Source organism: Anaerotruncus sp. 1XD42-93 (genome assembly GCF_009917605.1).
GTDB lineage: Bacteria > Bacillota > Clostridia > Oscillospirales > Ruminococcaceae > Anaerotruncus.
In genome coordinates this window covers 14679-29453 of sequence record NZ_QZEG01000020.1, presented here as the reverse complement: position 1 = coordinate 29453, position 14775 = coordinate 14679, and the positions used below count along the sequence as shown (strand labels likewise).

The window sequence follows — 14775 nt, the reverse complement described above, 5'->3', positions numbered from 1 at the left end:
GGATGCATATTACAATTATCGGGATTGGGATGGGGAATCCTGATCTGCTCACCATCCGGGCGATGCGGGCAATCCAGCAGAGCCGCTGCCTGATTGGTGCACAACGGCTGCTCAACTGCTTTCCGGATGTGGACGTGGAAAAGGTCCCGGCATCTGTTCCGGCACAGATCGCCGAAGAGGTTCTGCGCCGCCGGCAGTTGGGGAATGTGACCGTGATTGTCTCGGGAGACGTTGGTTTTTACAGTGCGGCCAAAGGTCTTATGCACTTATTGGGGGATGAGCAGGTCGAGCTGATTCCCGGGATCAGCAGTCTGCAATATTTCTGTACAAGGCTCGGCATTTCCTGGGAGGATATTTCGGTACTGAGTCTGCATGGGCGGGAGCAGGATCTGATTGGGACCATCTGTGCAAACGAGGAAACGTTTCTTCTGACCGGTGGAAAATTCGGTGCAGCTGAAATCTGTGCTCGTCTCTGCGAAAATGCGCTTGGTGATCTGGCGGTATCAGTGGGGGAGCGGCTTTCGTACCCTGATGAACGGATTTCACAGGGAACAGCAGAGCAGCTTTGCGGAGAAACATTCGATCCGCTTGCGGTGATGCTGGTGCGCAACTGCAACATGCGCCGCCGCTCCCGTCCAGCGACCCATGGCATCCCAGACGAAGCATTTCTGCGCGGGAATGTCCCCATGACCAAGGCCGAGGTGCGGGCGGTTTCGATCTCCAAGCTGTGCCTGGAGCCTGGATGGATGGTTTGGGATGTGGGGGCGGGCACTGGTTCGGTTTCGGTTGAGGTTGCGAGGGTACTCCCGGATGGGTTGGTCTTTGCAGTCGAACGGGAGCAGGAAGCCTGCAAACTGATCGAACAAAACCGGATACGATTTTCGCTTCCGAATCTGCAAATTATCCAAGGGACCGCTCCAGATGCATTGTCTGATCTGCCAGCTCCTGATGCCGTATTTATTGGGGGCAGTTCGGGCGGACTGTCCGCATCAGTCGAACTTGCGGTGCAGAAAAACCCCGCTGTGCGGGTGGTAGTCAACGCGATCACGCTTGAGACGGTCGGAGCCGCGCTCGAGGCGTTCAACCGGCTGGAACTCACCGGACAGGAGATCGTACAGGTATTCGCTGCGCGGTCAAAAACGGTGGGCAGCAGCCACATGATGACCGGACAAAACCCGGTCTATATTTTGAGTGCGGGAGGGAAAGACGCATGGAAACCGTAAATTTGCCCCGTCTGCTGCTTGCCGCCCCGGCAAGCGGTTCCGGAAAAACAACTGTGAGCTGCGCGATCCTGCGTGCATTGGTGAAGCGGGGGATGCGTGTCGCCAGCTTCAAGAGCGGGCCGGACTACATAGACCCGATGTTTCACCGGTCCGCAGTCGGCGCGGCCTATTCTTCCAATCTTGACCTCTATCTTGGAGATCGGGAAACCATCTGCCGCCTTCTTGCGGATGCGGGAAGAACCGATCTTGCACTGATTGAGGGGGCCATGGGGCTTTATGACGGTCTGGCGGGGAAGAGTATTGAAGCATCTGCTTACGATCTGGGCCGGGTGACAAAGACTCCAACGATTCTGGTGATCAATGGGCGTGGGATGGCGGTTTCGATCGCCGCGATGGTCAATGGATTTAAAAATTTCCGTTCGGATTCCGGGATTGTTGGGGTGATCCTGAACCAGCTCTCACCATCGGTTTACCCCGAAGTGCAGGAGCTGATCGAGCGGGAATGTGCTGTAGATGTATTCGGTTATCTGCCGCCGATGCCAGGCTGCGGTTTTGAAAGCCGGCACCTTGGGTTGGTCACCGCGCGGGAGATCTCCCGGTTGCGGGAGAAACTCGACCGCCTGGCAGAACAGGCGGAGCAGACGATTGATCTGGATGGTTTGGTCGCGGCCGCACAGAATGCCTCGACCCTGATCTACCAGCCGCTTGCACTCGAGCCGGTTAATGGTACGCCCCGGATTGCGGTCGCGCATGATGCGGCGTTCAGTTTTTATTATGCGGATAGCCTGGCACTGCTCCAGCTGCTCGGCGCGGAACTGGTTTGGTTCAGCCCTCTGGCGGATCGGTCGATTCCGTTCGACTGTGATGGTCTGCTGCTTGGAGGCGGCTATCCGGAACTGCATGCATGGCGTCTTGCACGAAACCGCTCGATGCAGGAATCGGTTCGGAAAGCGATCGAAAGCGGGATGCCGACGATCGCTGAGTGCGGCGGGTTCCTTTATCTGCACCGGACGTTGGAGGACAGGCGTCGGATTCCGCATCGGATGGTCGGCCTGATCCCGGCTGCAGGTTATAAAACCGACCAGCTTTCCCGGTTTGGATATGTGGAGCTGACCGCCAAACAGGATAATCTACTCTGTTCCCGTGGTGGGACCTTCCGCGCACATGAGTTCCACTATTGGGAGAGTGGAGACTGCGGGGACGGCTTTTCCGCCCAAAAGCCGATGCGGGATGTCCATTGGGACTGTGTGCACACTACTGAACGGCTGTATGCGGGGTTCCCACACCTCTATCTGGCGGGCGATCCACCCGCAGCAAGACGGTTTTTGAATGCCGCGCTTGAATATCGGAAGGAGCAGGGGAGATGAACCGAAGCCTGAGCGACCGCCTATGTGCGGTCCAGCCATTAGATCAGACCATCATGCAGCAGGCCAGAGACCGTTGGAATTCGATTGCCAAACCGCTTGGCGGATTGGGCCTGCTCGAGGATGCAGTGGTACAAATTGCAGGAATCACCAGGGATGCACAGGTTTCTCTGAAAAAGCGCGCCTGTGTCGTTTTCTGCGCGGACAACGGGGTGGTATCCGAAGGCGTTACCCAGACCGGCAGCGAAGTAACAGCGGTAGTGGCGGAAAACTTCACGCGGGGAGAGACCTGCGCCTGTATGATGGCGAGGGTTGCGGATTGTGACCTGCTCCCGGTGGACATCGGGGTCTCACAGGATGTACAGGGGGACCTGCTCCGACATAAAATCGCCTACGGAACCGGAAATATCGCGGTTGGCCCGGCGATGACGCGGGAACAGGCGCTGGATGCGCTCTGCTTTGGAATCGACCTGGTGGGGGACCTGAAACAGAAAGGCTACCGGATTCTGGCAACTGGAGAAATGGGGATCGGCAACACGACCACTGCAAGTGCGGTTGCGTCGGTTCTGCTTGGGAAGCCGCCAGCCTCGTTGACCGGGCGTGGCGCAGGGCTTTCGAGCGACGGACTCCAGCGCAAAATCTGCGCAATAGAGCGAGCGATCGCAGTCAACCAGCCCGACCCGGCCGATCCGATCGACGTCCTTTCCAAGGTCGGAGGACTGGACATTGCCGGATTGTGCGGGTTGTTTCTGGGGGGAGCAGTGCACCGGTTGCCGGTCGTGGTGGACGGCGTGATCTCCGCTGCTGCCGCGCTCGCCGCCGTGAGGCTCTGTCCAGCGGCGGCTGGATATCCGCTCGCTTCCCATCTGCCGGAAGAACCGGCAGGACGCCCTCTGCTTGATGCGCTGGGAATTTCTCCGGCAATCTCTGCCGGACTCCGTCTCGGAGAGGGGACTGGTGCAATCGCCATGCTGCCGCTTTTGGATATGGCAGCTGCGGTCTACTGCGGGATGCGCACCTTTGAGCAGATTCAGATTGATGGCTACCAGCCACTGGAATAATCCGATGTTGACATTGGTTTTAGGCGGCGCGGCAAGCGGAAAATCGGAATATGCCGAACGGCTGGCAGTGGAAGCGGGCGGGCGGAAGTTCTATCTGGCCACCATGAAGCCGTTTGATGCGGAGTGCGAAGCCCGCATCAAAAAGCACCGGGCTGCCCGCCAGAAAAAGGGGTTCGAGACGGTGGAACAGTATACCGGGATTGCAGAGCTTCGATTGCCAAAGGGCTGTACAGTTCTGCTGGAATGCCTCTCTAATCTGGCAGCAAATGAGCTGTTTTCCCCGGATGGTGCGGGGCAGGATACAGATACCGCAATCCTGCGAGGGCTCGACCAGCTCTGCGCACAGGCAGAGGCAGTTGTGATCGTTTCTAACGAGATTTTTTCGGATGGAGTCTCCTACGATCCCGATACCGAGCGTTATCTCGCACTGCTTGGCAGCCTAAACCGGGCGATCGCTGCCCGCGCCGATCGGGTGGTAGAGGTGGTCTGTGGGATTCCGGTGATCTGCAAGGGGAGGGATATAGAATGAATCTGCTTCGGACAGTTGCAGCTGCATTTTCGATGTATTCAGCGATTCCTATGCCCCAGTTCGCATGGGATGAAAAGACGACCCGCTATCTGCTCTGCGCCTTTCCGTTGGTGGGTGGAGTGGTTGGAGGAGCGGTCTGGGGATGGCTATGGTTCTGCGGACGGTTCCAGATCGGCAGGGTCCTTCTGGCTGCGGCAGCAACGACGATCCCCGTGTTGATCACTGGGGGCATCCACCTTGACGGTTTTTGTGACACGGTCGATGCGCTCGCATCCCATGCGCCCACCGAACAAAAACTACAGATTCTCAAGGACGCGCATCTCGGCGCGTTTGCGCTGATAGGATGCTGTCTTTATCTGCTTCTGACCTTCGGGCTTTGGAGTGAATTTCCGGTTTCTTCCCGGGCCTGTGGGATGATTGGGATCGGGTTTGTCGCATCTCGGGCATTGAGCGGGCTTTCGGTGGTAACTTTCCAGTGCGCCAAAACGAGCGGTCTCGCGGCTGGGTTTGCAGATGCAGCGCAGAAAGGACGGTGTGCCGGTTTCCTGCTTACCATCTTCTGGCTCTGCGCATACGGGATGCTTTGGATCCAGTTTCAAATCGGGATGGCCTGTCTGTTGGTGCTTGTCGCAATCTTTTTGTTCTACCAGCGGACATCCTACCGGCAGTTCGGAGGGATTACTGGGGATTTAGCTGGCTGGTTTCTACAGCTTGCCGAATTTGGGATGCTGTTTGCAGTTATTTTTGCAGGGAGGATGGTTGGATGGAGATGATTGTCGGCGGGAAAGGGCAGGGAAAGCTGGATCTGGTCCTTGCGCGTACTGGAATCTTCCGAGAACAGGTTTGCGACGGCTCAAATTGCCCGCTCGACCGGATCCCGGATCAACCAGTGGTAAACCGTCTGCATCTGCTGGTCCGTAGGCTCCTAGAGGATGGGCAGGACCCCTTGGTCTATATTCACAGGTTGATAGAAGAGCGGCCTGACCTGATTGTGGTTTCGGATGAGATTGGCTGCGGGGTGGTGCCAGTCAGCGGCTTCGAGCGGGAATGGCGGGAGGCTGCAGGGCGTGCCTGCTGCTTGGTCGCCTGTCATGCGTGCAGGGTAGAACGGATAATTGCGGGAATTCCGATTATGATAAAAGGGGGGTAACCATTGGAGATTTTTTTGATCCGGCACGCCCAGACACAGGGCAATATCGAACGAAGGTACATTGGGCGCATCGATCAGCCGCTCTCCCAGGCCGGTGTCGCCTGCTTTTGTAATCTCGCCTATCCGATGGCGGAGCGGGTTTATGTCAGCCCATTGCTTCGCTGCCGGCAGACTGCTCAAATTCTTTATCCAGGGGAACAGCCAGTGGTGCTCGACAGCCTGCGGGAATGTGATTTCGGAGATTTCGAGGGAAAGTGCCACCGAGAACTAGAAGCCCTGCCCGAATATCAGGAGTGGATCGCATCAGGCGGAGAAGCCGCTCCGCCCAATGGGGAATCTGGAAGGGGATTCCGGGAACGCTGCTGTAACGGCTTCGCACAGGCGATCGAAGACTGTTTTCGGGATCAAATCAGCCGAGTTGCATTTGTGATTCACGGCGGTACAATTATGGCAGTTATGGAGCGGTTCGCCAAAGGAAAACCATTCTATGACTGGCAGGTGCCCAACCTCGGTGGATGGTCTGCCTGCGTAACCGAAGAACAATGGGCAAAAGGCCGGATGTTGCGAGAGGTAACGCGGATAGATGAGCCGGTTTGACGTATTTTGGAATCCGGTCGCTCCGGTCGCTCCGGTTGCATTCGGATTTCTGCTTGATCTTCTGTTCGGAGACCCGCACTGGCTTCCGCATCCGGTGCGCTGGATCGGTCGCCTGATCTCTCTGCTTGAAGCGGGTATGCGCAGGCTATTTCCACAGGGAAAAAAAGGGGAGCAGGCTGGCGGTATCCTGACCACACTGCTGACTTTGGCTGTCTCCACGGGGATTGCTTATGCAGTTGTGGCGTTGGCAAGGTGGGTTCATCCAGCGATCGGACTTGCAGTGGAAACACTGATTTGTTATCAGATGCTTGCGGCGCGCGCGCTTCAAAAGGAGAGTATGCGGGTATTCGATGCTCTGAACGCGGGAAACCTTACCGATGCGCGATATGCGGTTTCCTGGATCGTTGGGCGGGATACCGGCACACTCGATTTCGATGGGGTGGCCAAAGCCGCAGTTGAGACAGTTGCCGAGAATGCCTCTGACGGGGTGGTTGCACCGCTTTTTTATCTGTTGCTGGGTGGTGTTCCGTTAGGTGTTTGCTATAAGGCGGTCAATACGCTCGATTCCATGATCGGATACAAAAACGACCGTTATCTCTGGTTCGGACAATCTGCCGCACATTTGGATGATCTGTTCAATCTGGTTCCGTCCCGGCTCTGCGCATTGATGATGATCGCAACCGCGCGGCTGTGCGGGCTTGATGGAAAAAGCGCATATTGCACCTGGCGGAGGGACCGCCGGAATCACGCAAGCCCCAACAGCGCGCAGACCGAAGCCGCCTGTGCAGGTGCGTTGGGTGTACAGCTCGCCGGAGATGCATGGTACGGTGGTCGGCTGGTGCGAAAACCAATGATCGGAGACAGCCTTCGCCCGGTAGAACCGGAGGACATCCAGCGTGCGAACCGATTGATGTATGCAGCTTCAGCCGCAGCTCTGTTCCTGTTCGGTGCGTCGCGTATGCTTTTCAGCCTTTTTTTGGGAGGGATGGTATGAAAGGACTTGTTCATGGCGGCGATTTGTATGGATATACAAGTCCGCCAATTGATTTCTCGGTCAACACCAATCCGCTTGGCCTGCCTGCTTCAGTCAGGCAGGCCCTTTTTCATGCCAGTGAGTGCTGGGAGCGGTATCCGGACCCGCTTTGTCGGACACTTTGTGAAAGGATTGCCGTCCGGGATCAGGTGCATACAGATTGGGTGCACTGCGGAAATGGGGCGGCGGACCTGCTGTATCGGATTGCATTGTCTCTGCGCCCAGCGCGTGCATTGATCGCAGCCCCGACTTTTTCTGAATATGAATCTGCGCTGGATGCGGTTGGGTGCATCGTAAAGCGACATCTGTTACAGGAATCGGAGGGGTTCCAGCTCACTGAACGGGTTCTCGAACAGATAGAGCCAGCTTTGAATCTGGTGGTGCTCTGTAACCCGAACAACCCGACCGGACTTCCAATCGATCATGGCTTGCTTATGCAGATTCTAAACCGATGTGCAAAATTCGGTATCCTGCTGCTGGTTGACGAATGCTTCCTTCCGTTCCTTCCGAAAGGGCAGGAGGGCTTGCAGGGCCGGTTAGCGGAGTTTCCAAATCTGCTCTTGCTGCGGGCGTTTACCAAGCTCTATGCGATGGCCGGCCTGCGGCTGGGATACCTGCTCTGTTCTGATCAGACGGTTCTGGAGCGTATCCAGATCTGTGAACCGCCCTGGAATGTTTCTGGTCCGGCGCAGATTGCGGGATTGGCTGCGCTGGAGTGTAATTCTGCCTATCTGGAGCAGACAAGGAAACTGGTACACCGGGAACGGAGCTATCTGGAAACCGAACTGCATTCTGTAGGGGCAGTCTGTTTTGGTTCACAGGCAAACTATCTGTTCTTTAAGTTGGAAGGATGCTGCGATTTACGGGAGAAACTGGTGAACAAGGGATACCTGATTCGGAGTTGTGGCAATTATCATGGGTTGGATGGACAGTTCTATCGGATTGCAGTCAAAATGCATGAAGAAAATGCCGGATTGATTCGGGCAATAAAGGAGGTGCTTGGCACAAAATGAAACGGGCAAAGGTAATTATGATACAGGGGACGGCTTCCAATGCAGGAAAAAGTCTGCTTGCGGCGGCACTTTGCCGGATATTCCGGCAGGATGGTTATCGTGTCGCCCCCTTTAAATCCCAAAATATGGCGCTTAACTCCTATATCACCCGGAAAGGGTTGGAGATGGGACGCGCACAGGCGGTACAGGCACAGGCGGCAGGAATCGAGCCATCGGTGCGGATGAATCCGATTCTGCTGAAACCATCGAGCGACACTGGGTCACAGGTGATTGTCAATGGTGAGGTGGTCGGGACGATGAGTGCACGAGATTATTTCGCAAAAAAGCGTTCGTTCCTCCCGCAGATTATGCAGGCTTACGAAAGTCTAGCAGCGGAAAATGACATTATTGTGGTGGAAGGGGCGGGAAGCCCTGCTGAAATCAATCTCAAGACGGATGATATCGTCAATATGGGGCTTGCCAAACTGATTGGTGCGCCTGTGCTGCTGGTCGGAGATATTGACCGCGGTGGGGTGTTTGCCTCGCTCGCCGGAACATTGCTCCTGCTCGATTCAGACGAGCGCAGGATGGTGAAAGGTTTGGTCATCAACAAGTTCCGGGGGGATATTGAGATTCTTCGGCCTGGGCTGGAACAGATCGCACAGATCACAGGGGTACCAGTGGTCGGCACAGTGCCCTGTCTGGATGTGGATATTGACGATGAGGACAGTCTGTCCGACCGGTTTTATAAGCGCGGTACCCCTGGTTTGCTCGACATTGCGGTCGTCCGTCTGCCGCGTATTTCCAATTTTACCGATTTCAACCCACTTTCAGCTGCGGATGGGATCAGCCTACGATATGTACACTCCACAGCTGAACTCGGCTCTCCAGACCTGCTGATCCTGCCAGGGACCAAAAACACCATGTCCGACCTGCTTTGGCTGCGGCAGTGCGGGTTGGAAGCAGCAATCCAAAAATTTGCTGCTGCGGGTGGTGCAGTACTGGGAATTTGTGGGGGGTATCAGATGCTTGGAAAACGGCTTCGCGACCCGTTTGAGGTAGAGCATGGGGGAGAGCTGGCCGGGATCGGCCTGCTTCCAGTGGATACTGTTTTTGCCCGTCAGAAGACCCGTACACAGGTAAGGGGCGCTTTTGGAACGCTTGATGGGTGGTTTGCAGGTCTGTCCGGCGTTCCGCTAGAGGGATACGAGATTCATATGGGAGAGACGTACTCCGAAGTCCCGCTTCTCTGGGTAGAGACCCAGGATGGAATCCGAAAGCCGGACGGAGCATATTCCGGGACGGTCTGTGGAAGCTATCTGCATGGGCTGTTTGATCGCGCGGAGACAGTCTCTGCGCTGGTGTCCTGTCTTTGTACCGCTAAGGGGGTGGACCCATCACTTATTTCGATCCCCGATCCAGTTGCTTATCGGGAAGCGCAGTTCGATCTGTTGGCCCAGGGGGTACGGGAACATATTGATTTACAGGAGATCTATCGAATTTTGAAGGAGGGAGTTATGTGAAGCAAGGGCTGATCCATCTCTACTATGGAGATGGAAAGGGCAAAACAACTGCGGCAGTCGGGCTGACGGTACGCGCTGCCGGACGGGAAATGAGAGTGTTGTTTGCGCAGTTTCTCAAGCATGGGAAATCGGGAGAGCTGCGTATTCTGGAGCAACTGAAACAGGTTTCCATCCTGCGGTGTGAGGGAGTGAGAAAGTTCACGTTCCAGATGGACGCATCCGAGCTGCATCAGACCCGGGATGTGCAAAACCGGATGTTGCAGGAGATTATCTATCGGGTAGGGCAGGGGAGAGGGTACGACCTGCTGATACTCGATGAAGCAATCAATGCGGTTTCGACCGGTACACTTGACGAAGCGCTTTTGCGTGCATTTGTCGAGCAGAAGCCGGAACCGCTCGAGCTGGTTTTGACCGGCCGAAATCCGCCCGGCTGGCTAATCGGCCGGGCGGATTATCTTTCTGAGATATGCAGCCGCAAACATCCATATGAACAGGGAATCCCCGCCCGAACGGGGATAGAATTGTGAGGGGATACTTATGAAAATCGAACTGAAATATACACAGCCCTCTGAGATTGAACGGCAGAGCATGGAGACGATCTCCAGAATTCTGCTCGAACAAGGCATTCACCTTGCACCGGAGAATGAGTCGGTAATCCGGCGGGTGATCCATACCACCGCGGATTTCGACTATGCGCAAACCCTGTCCTTTTCCCCAGATGCGGTGGAACAAGGACGCGCCGCGATCCGGAGAGGGGCGTGTATCGTCACAGACACCCGGATGGCATGGTCGGGTATCAACAAAAAACGGCTTGCGGAATATGGGGGAGAGGTGTTCTGTTTCATAGCTGATCAGGATGTTGTCAGGCTGGCATCAGACAACAGCACCACTCGTGCGGTTGCCAGTATGGAGAAAGCCTCCCGGATTGACCGGGAACTGATTTTTGCGATTGGGAATGCGCCGACAGCATTGGTGCGGCTGTATGAATTGATCGCCGAAGGGAAACTTTCTCCTGCACTTGTGATAGGAGTGCCGGTCGGATTTGTCAATGTGGTAGAGTCCAAAGAGCTGTTTGTTACAGGAGGACCAGGACAGATCCAAGCTCCACACATCATTGCGCGTGGGCGAAAAGGAGGGAGCAATGTTGCGGCTGCAATCGTAAATGCGCTGCTTTACGGAATGTGAATTCCAAGGTGATTGAATTGTGCATATCTGTCCACGGTGGAAATCCCTCGATGAAATTTCGGGGGATTTTTGTATATATGTCCTTGTGATGTGGAAAATATGGACAAATAAACCGCAGGATAAAACAAAGCTATTTTTGTAGAAATTGCACTTTGTCATGACACCAATTTAAAGTAAAATCAAACGATTCTACAAAATTCGCGGTCAGATGTTGTGCAACAAGAGCAGGAATGTTATAATAAGAAAATCTAAAGTATAAAGACGGGGGTGGATGTTTGCTCGAACAGCTCAAACGAATCCTGGTTATTGTCGGGCACTATGGCAGCGGGAAAACCAACCTTGCGGTCAATCTGGCAATGGATTTTCGCAAGGCGGGAAAAGAGGTGGCTCTCGCCGATCTCGATATTGTCAATCCCTATTTCCGCAGCGCGGATTTTACCGGGCTGCTGGAAGAGAACGGTATCGAGATGATCGCCCCTCCCTATGCACGCACCAATCTGGATATCCCTGCACTGACAGCCCGTCTGGACGCAGTGTTGGATACTGACAGGCAGATCGTAATTGATGTCGGTGGGGATGATGCAGGCGCGGCAGCGCTTGGTCGCTACAGTGCAGCGATTCAGGAGGCAGGTGGCTGTGACATGCTTTATGTTGTGAACGGTTACCGGTACCTGACCCGCACCGCAGCAGAAGCATCCAGCCTGCTTTCAGAGATCCAGAACGCATCCCGTCTTGAAGCGACTGCGGTAGTCAATAACTCCAATCTCGGGGAGATGACCACTCCGCAGGTGATTGCGGATAAACTGTTATTCGCACAGGAAACAGCAGCATGTTATGGTCTTCCACTGTTGTTTACCGCAGTTCCGGAGGAATTTTCCGGGGAAGTCAGAAGCATGATTCCTGACAGCGAGGTTTACCCTGTAAGAGTTTATGTAAAAAAGCCGTGGGAAGTGTAATGTGCGCTTACACATGCCCGGCAAGGAGGTGTCTGAAGATATGGCAAAGATGACGGTTGACCACAGTATCTGCAAAGGCTGCGGCCTTTGTGTTACGGTTTGTCCGAAAAAGATTATCCTGCTTGATAAGTCTGTCCTGAACATCAAGGGGTATCACCCCGCGGTTGTTTCCGACATGGAAAGCTGCATTGGTTGTGCGATGTGTGCGGTTATCTGCCCAGACTGCGCAATTACCGTGGAGAAATAGTGAAAGGTAGTGAAATCTATTGGCTTCCAGTGAGAAAGTACTGATGAAAGGGAATGAAGCGCTCGCAGAAGCGGCCTTGCAGGCGGGCTGCCATCATTTCTTTGGATATCCGATTACGCCGCAGACCGAAGTTGCGGCCTATATGTCCAAACGTATGCCGAAGGTCGGCGGTACATACCTGCAGGCGGAGTCCGAGGTTGCTGCAATCAACATGGTTTACGGTGCGGCTTCTGCCGGCGTACGCGCCATGACTTCCTCCTCCTCGCCGGGCATTTCGCTCAAGTCGGAGGGGATCTCCTATCTGGCGGGCTGCGACCTGCCTTGTCTGATTGTCAATGTTCAGCGCGGCGGTCCGGGCCTCGGTGGAATCCAGCCTTCACAGGCAGACTACTGGCAGGCCACCCGCGCCCCAGGCCACGGTGATCTCCACATCCTTGTATTTGCGCCCTCTTCGATCCAGGAGATGGTGGACATGGTCTTCGAGGCGTTCGAGCTTGCAGACACCTATCGGATGCCCGCAATGCTCTTTGCAGATGGTATGCTCGGCCAGATGATGGAACCAATCAGTTTCCCGGAAAAGCAGGTCAAACCGTTCGATAAATTTTCTTGGGCAGCCTGCGGCCATCAGGGCAAGCGCAAACATAATGTCATCAACTCGCTTTATCTGAAACCCGATGAGCTTGAGCAGACGGTTCTTGAACGGTTCAAGCGCTATGAGATCGTCAAGGAGAAACATACGCAGTGGGAAGAATACCTGCTTGAGGATGCGGAGTATGTGGTTGTGGCCTATGGTGCGACCTCACGGATTGTACGCAGCGCGATCAACACCGCGCGGGAACAGGGTATCAAGGTCGGCCTGATCCGGCCCAAAACGATCTGGCCGTATCCGACCGAAGCGATCAGCAAAGCTGCGGATACCGCCAAAGCGTTCCTCTGTGTTGAGATGAGTATGGGGCAGATGTTGGACGACGTACGCCTTGCTGTTAACGGGAAAGCTCCGGTTGCATTCTTTGGGCATACCGGCGGTATCGTACCCACCCCGAACGAGGTGCTGGATGAGATCAGGAAATTAGCGGGAGGTGACCGGTAATGGCTATCGTTTATCAGAGACCCCACGCACTTGTGGAGACGCCTACCCATTATTGCCCCGGATGCACACATGGGGTGATTCATAAGCTGGTCGCGGAAGTAATCGATGAACTGGATGTAGAAGGAAGAACGGTCGGGATCGCGCCGGTTGGATGCGCGGTCATGGCTTATGATTATTTTGCCTGTGACATGGTCGAGGCTGCGCATGGGCGTGCCCCGGCGATCGCGACCGGTATCAAGCGTTCGCTGCCTGACAGCGTGGTTTTTACCTATCAGGGGGATGGGGATCTTGCGGCGATCGGTACTGCGGAAACAGTCCACGCAGCGACCCGCGGCGAGGACATCACAATTATTTTTGTTAACAACGGCATTTACGGCATGACCGGCGGACAGATGGCACCGACCACCCTGCCGGGTATGGTCACCCAGACCACCCCGTATGGCCGCGATGTTGCAACCGCCGGATTCCCGGTGCGGGTCTGCGAGATGCTTTCCACCCTGAGCGGTGTTGCATATGCGGAGCGGGTAGCGGTTGATTCGGTGCCGAATATCCGTAAGGCAAAAGCGGCAATCAAAAAAGCGTTTACCTGTCAGATCGAAAAAAAAGGGTTCTCGATCGTTGAGATTCTTTCCACCTGCCCGACAAACTGGGGGCTGACCCCTGTGGAAGCTCTGCAATGGCTGCGCGATAATATGATGCCCTACTATCCGTTGGGCGTTTATGCAGATAAGACCGAAAAGGGGGTTAGACCGTAATGACAAATATGCTTCTGGCTGGATTCGGTGGACAGGGAGTCCTGTTCGCCGGAAAGATCATTGCATATGCCGGCCTCATGGAGGATAAACAGGTGTCATGGCTGCCCTCTTATGGTCCAGAGATGCGGGGAGGCACTGCAAACTGTTCGGTCTGTCTTTCCGATCAACCGATCGGTTCTCCATTGGTGCTCAATCCGGAGCTGCTGATTGTGATGAATCTGCCATCTTATGACAAGTTTATTGGTACAGTTACCCCGGGGGGGATTGCGGTTATCGACAGTGCTTTAATCGACAAAACCTGCGATCGTACCGATATTAGCTGTTTCTATGTCCCTGCGACAACGCTGGCCAGCGAGCAGAATCTGGAAGGACTATCTAATATCATCCTTCTGGGAAAGGCGCTGGCGGAAAGCCAGTTCGCATCGGTAGATTCGGTGGAGCAGGCGATTCGGAAATGTATTCCGCCGAAAAAACAGCATTTGGCGGAGCCGAACATTCAGGCGATGAAACTGGGCATGAGCCTGTAAAGAGAAAAGCCTCGGATGCAGAATGCACCCGAGGCTTTTGGTTATGAACAGGAAGGGATAGATTACGACTTGGAACGGATATGTGCGGCAACCTTGACGTCCTGGACTTTGATATGGTTAATCAGCCAGCCGGCAATGCTGTTGTTGACCTTTCCGACAAGGGCAACCGTTGGACCTTCCTTGTTGAGGTGGTCGGTAAGATCCCGCACCGTCCGCTTGAATTCTTCATGATATCTTTTGTGGTTTACCATATCAGGGTAGCCATACTGCATCTGGAGGCGTTCCTCATCTCCAAAGTGTTTGTTGGTGTAGTCAAAGAGAAATTTGGTTGTTTTTTCGATCTCCGCGCGGCCCTTGCCTGCGGAACACGCCTGAAGCAGATCATTGATCGCTCTAATCAGCTCTTTGTGCTGCGTATCAATCATCGAGTTTCCAGTCTCTAGATCTTTGGTCCACATATAAGCCATGACAAAGCAACTTCCTTTCTGGTTCCTAAAATTGGTTGAATGTTTTGCTGGATTGTCCCTATTATATACTTTTTTT

18 protein-coding genes are annotated in these 14775 nt (G+C 54.7%); 17 read left to right on the top strand and 1 reads right to left on the bottom strand.

Features of this window, described 5'->3' with window-relative positions; translation table 11 throughout:
• Positions 1 to 2: 2 nt before the first annotated feature.
• The 17 genes from D5269_RS09260 to D5269_RS09180 all read left to right on the top strand — a co-directional run bounded on the left by D5269_RS09260 (position 3) and on the right by D5269_RS09180 (position 14232).
• Complete coding sequence (locus D5269_RS09260; protein WP_016317776.1) at positions 3 to 1223, top strand: bifunctional cobalt-precorrin-7 (C(5))-methyltransferase/cobalt-precorrin-6B (C(15))-methyltransferase; 1221 nt, start codon at positions 3 to 5, stop codon at positions 1221 to 1223.
• Entirely contained in the window at positions 1211 to 2590 is a 1380-nt protein-coding gene (locus tag D5269_RS09255; protein ID WP_016317777.1) for a cobyrinate a,c-diamide synthase, read from the top strand. The genes D5269_RS09260 and D5269_RS09255 overlap by 13 nt, the downstream gene beginning before the upstream one ends.
• The gene (cobT, locus tag D5269_RS09250) at positions 2587 to 3648 is read left to right on the top strand and encodes a nicotinate-nucleotide--dimethylbenzimidazole phosphoribosyltransferase (RefSeq protein WP_016317778.1); all 1062 of its coding nucleotides are present in this window, start codon (positions 2587 to 2589) and stop codon (positions 3646 to 3648) included. Before D5269_RS09255 ends, cobT begins: the two co-directional genes overlap by 4 nt.
• The gene (locus D5269_RS09245; protein WP_347707293.1) at positions 3608 to 4177 is read left to right on the top strand and encodes a bifunctional adenosylcobinamide kinase/adenosylcobinamide-phosphate guanylyltransferase; all 570 of its coding nucleotides are present in this window, start codon (positions 3608 to 3610) and stop codon (positions 4175 to 4177) included. The genes cobT and D5269_RS09245 overlap by 41 nt, the downstream gene beginning before the upstream one ends.
• On the top strand, positions 4174 to 4950 hold the full coding sequence (locus D5269_RS09240; RefSeq protein ID WP_120485103.1) for an adenosylcobinamide-GDP ribazoletransferase: 777 nt from the start codon (positions 4174 to 4176) through the stop codon (positions 4948 to 4950). The genes D5269_RS09245 and D5269_RS09240 overlap by 4 nt, the downstream gene beginning before the upstream one ends.
• The gene (locus D5269_RS09235) at positions 4941 to 5327 is read left to right on the top strand and encodes a bifunctional adenosylcobinamide kinase/adenosylcobinamide-phosphate guanylyltransferase (protein ID WP_120485102.1); all 387 of its coding nucleotides are present in this window, start codon (positions 4941 to 4943) and stop codon (positions 5325 to 5327) included. Before D5269_RS09240 ends, D5269_RS09235 begins: the two co-directional genes overlap by 10 nt.
• A 3-nt stretch (positions 5328 to 5330) precedes the next feature.
• Positions 5331 to 5924 (top strand): histidine phosphatase family protein, encoded by a 594-nt coding sequence (locus D5269_RS09230; protein WP_016317781.1) that lies wholly within the window; start codon positions 5331 to 5333, stop codon positions 5922 to 5924.
• Positions 5911 to 6918, top strand: a complete 1008-nt coding sequence (gene cbiB, locus D5269_RS09225) for an adenosylcobinamide-phosphate synthase CbiB (protein ID WP_120485101.1) — start codon at positions 5911 to 5913, stop codon at positions 6916 to 6918. Before D5269_RS09230 ends, cbiB begins: the two co-directional genes overlap by 14 nt.
• A complete protein-coding gene (locus D5269_RS09220) occupies positions 6915 to 7970 on the top strand; it encodes a threonine-phosphate decarboxylase (protein WP_120485100.1) in 1056 nt (351 codons plus the stop codon). Before cbiB ends, D5269_RS09220 begins: the two co-directional genes overlap by 4 nt.
• Positions 7967 to 9472, top strand: a complete 1506-nt coding sequence (locus D5269_RS09215) for a cobyric acid synthase (protein WP_120485099.1) — start codon at positions 7967 to 7969, stop codon at positions 9470 to 9472. The genes D5269_RS09220 and D5269_RS09215 overlap by 4 nt, the downstream gene beginning before the upstream one ends.
• The gene (locus tag D5269_RS09210; RefSeq protein ID WP_120485098.1) at positions 9469 to 9999 is read left to right on the top strand and encodes a cob(I)yrinic acid a,c-diamide adenosyltransferase; all 531 of its coding nucleotides are present in this window, start codon (positions 9469 to 9471) and stop codon (positions 9997 to 9999) included. The genes D5269_RS09215 and D5269_RS09210 overlap by 4 nt, the downstream gene beginning before the upstream one ends.
• Positions 10000 to 10009: 10 nt before the next feature.
• Positions 10010 to 10657 carry a precorrin-8X methylmutase gene (locus tag D5269_RS09205; RefSeq protein ID WP_120485097.1) on the top strand — a complete coding sequence of 216 codons (648 nt, stop codon included), beginning with the start codon at positions 10010 to 10012 and terminating at the stop codon, positions 10655 to 10657.
• A 275-nt stretch (positions 10658 to 10932) separates the two neighbouring features.
• On the top strand, positions 10933 to 11613 hold the full coding sequence (locus tag D5269_RS09200; RefSeq protein ID WP_120485096.1) for a ParA family protein: 681 nt from the start codon (positions 10933 to 10935) through the stop codon (positions 11611 to 11613).
• Between the two features lie 40 nt (positions 11614 to 11653).
• A complete protein-coding gene (locus D5269_RS09195) occupies positions 11654 to 11860 on the top strand; it encodes a 4Fe-4S dicluster domain-containing protein (RefSeq protein ID WP_016317788.1) in 207 nt (68 codons plus the stop codon).
• A gap of 19 nt (positions 11861 to 11879) precedes the next feature.
• On the top strand, positions 11880 to 12950 hold the full coding sequence (locus D5269_RS09190) for a 3-methyl-2-oxobutanoate dehydrogenase subunit VorB (protein ID WP_022788308.1): 1071 nt from the start codon (positions 11880 to 11882) through the stop codon (positions 12948 to 12950).
• Positions 12950 to 13705, top strand: coding sequence for a thiamine pyrophosphate-dependent enzyme (locus D5269_RS09185; RefSeq protein WP_016317790.1), 756 nt, complete (start codon positions 12950 to 12952; stop codon positions 13703 to 13705). Before D5269_RS09190 ends, D5269_RS09185 begins: the two co-directional genes overlap by 1 nt.
• Entirely contained in the window at positions 13705 to 14232 is a 528-nt protein-coding gene (locus D5269_RS09180) for a 2-oxoacid:acceptor oxidoreductase family protein (RefSeq protein ID WP_120485095.1), read from the top strand. The genes D5269_RS09185 and D5269_RS09180 overlap by 1 nt, the downstream gene beginning before the upstream one ends.
• A 62-nt stretch (positions 14233 to 14294) precedes the next feature.
• Here D5269_RS09180 and D5269_RS09175 read toward each other — a convergent pair whose 3' ends face one another.
• The gene (locus D5269_RS09175; RefSeq protein WP_016317792.1) at positions 14295 to 14699 is read right to left on the bottom strand and encodes a bacteriohemerythrin; all 405 of its coding nucleotides are present in this window, start codon (positions 14697 to 14699) and stop codon (positions 14295 to 14297) included.
• Between the last annotated feature and the right edge of the window lie 76 nt (positions 14700 to 14775).

What these genes read in the sequence shown, in the direction of transcription:
- D5269_RS09260 (WP_016317776.1), top strand. Translation starts at nt 3, where the DNA reads ATGCATATTACAATTATCGGGATTGGGATGGGGAATCCTGATCTGCTC.
- D5269_RS09255 (WP_016317777.1), top strand. Translation starts at nt 1,211, where the DNA reads ATGGAAACCGTAAATTTGCCCCGTCTGCTGCTTGCCGCCCCGGCAAGC.
- cobT (WP_016317778.1), top strand. Translation starts at nt 2,587, where the DNA reads ATGAACCGAAGCCTGAGCGACCGCCTATGTGCGGTCCAGCCATTAGAT.
- D5269_RS09240 (WP_120485103.1), top strand. Translation starts at nt 4,174, where the DNA reads ATGAATCTGCTTCGGACAGTTGCAGCTGCATTTTCGATGTATTCAGCG.
- D5269_RS09235 (WP_120485102.1), top strand. Translation starts at nt 4,941, where the DNA reads ATGGAGATGATTGTCGGCGGGAAAGGGCAGGGAAAGCTGGATCTGGTC.
- cbiB (WP_120485101.1), top strand. Translation starts at nt 5,911, where the DNA reads ATGAGCCGGTTTGACGTATTTTGGAATCCGGTCGCTCCGGTCGCTCCG.
- D5269_RS09220 (WP_120485100.1), top strand. Translation starts at nt 6,915, where the DNA reads ATGAAAGGACTTGTTCATGGCGGCGATTTGTATGGATATACAAGTCCG.
- D5269_RS09215 (WP_120485099.1), top strand. Translation starts at nt 7,967, where the DNA reads ATGAAACGGGCAAAGGTAATTATGATACAGGGGACGGCTTCCAATGCA.
- D5269_RS09205 (WP_120485097.1), top strand. Translation starts at nt 10,010, where the DNA reads ATGAAAATCGAACTGAAATATACACAGCCCTCTGAGATTGAACGGCAG.
- D5269_RS09195 (WP_016317788.1), top strand. Translation starts at nt 11,654, where the DNA reads ATGGCAAAGATGACGGTTGACCACAGTATCTGCAAAGGCTGCGGCCTT.
- D5269_RS09185 (WP_016317790.1), top strand. Translation starts at nt 12,950, where the DNA reads ATGGCTATCGTTTATCAGAGACCCCACGCACTTGTGGAGACGCCTACC.
- D5269_RS09180 (WP_120485095.1), top strand. Translation starts at nt 13,705, where the DNA reads ATGACAAATATGCTTCTGGCTGGATTCGGTGGACAGGGAGTCCTGTTC.
- D5269_RS09175 (WP_016317792.1), bottom strand. Translation starts at nt 14,699, where the DNA reads ATGGCTTATATGTGGACCAAAGATCTAGAGACTGGAAACTCGATGATT.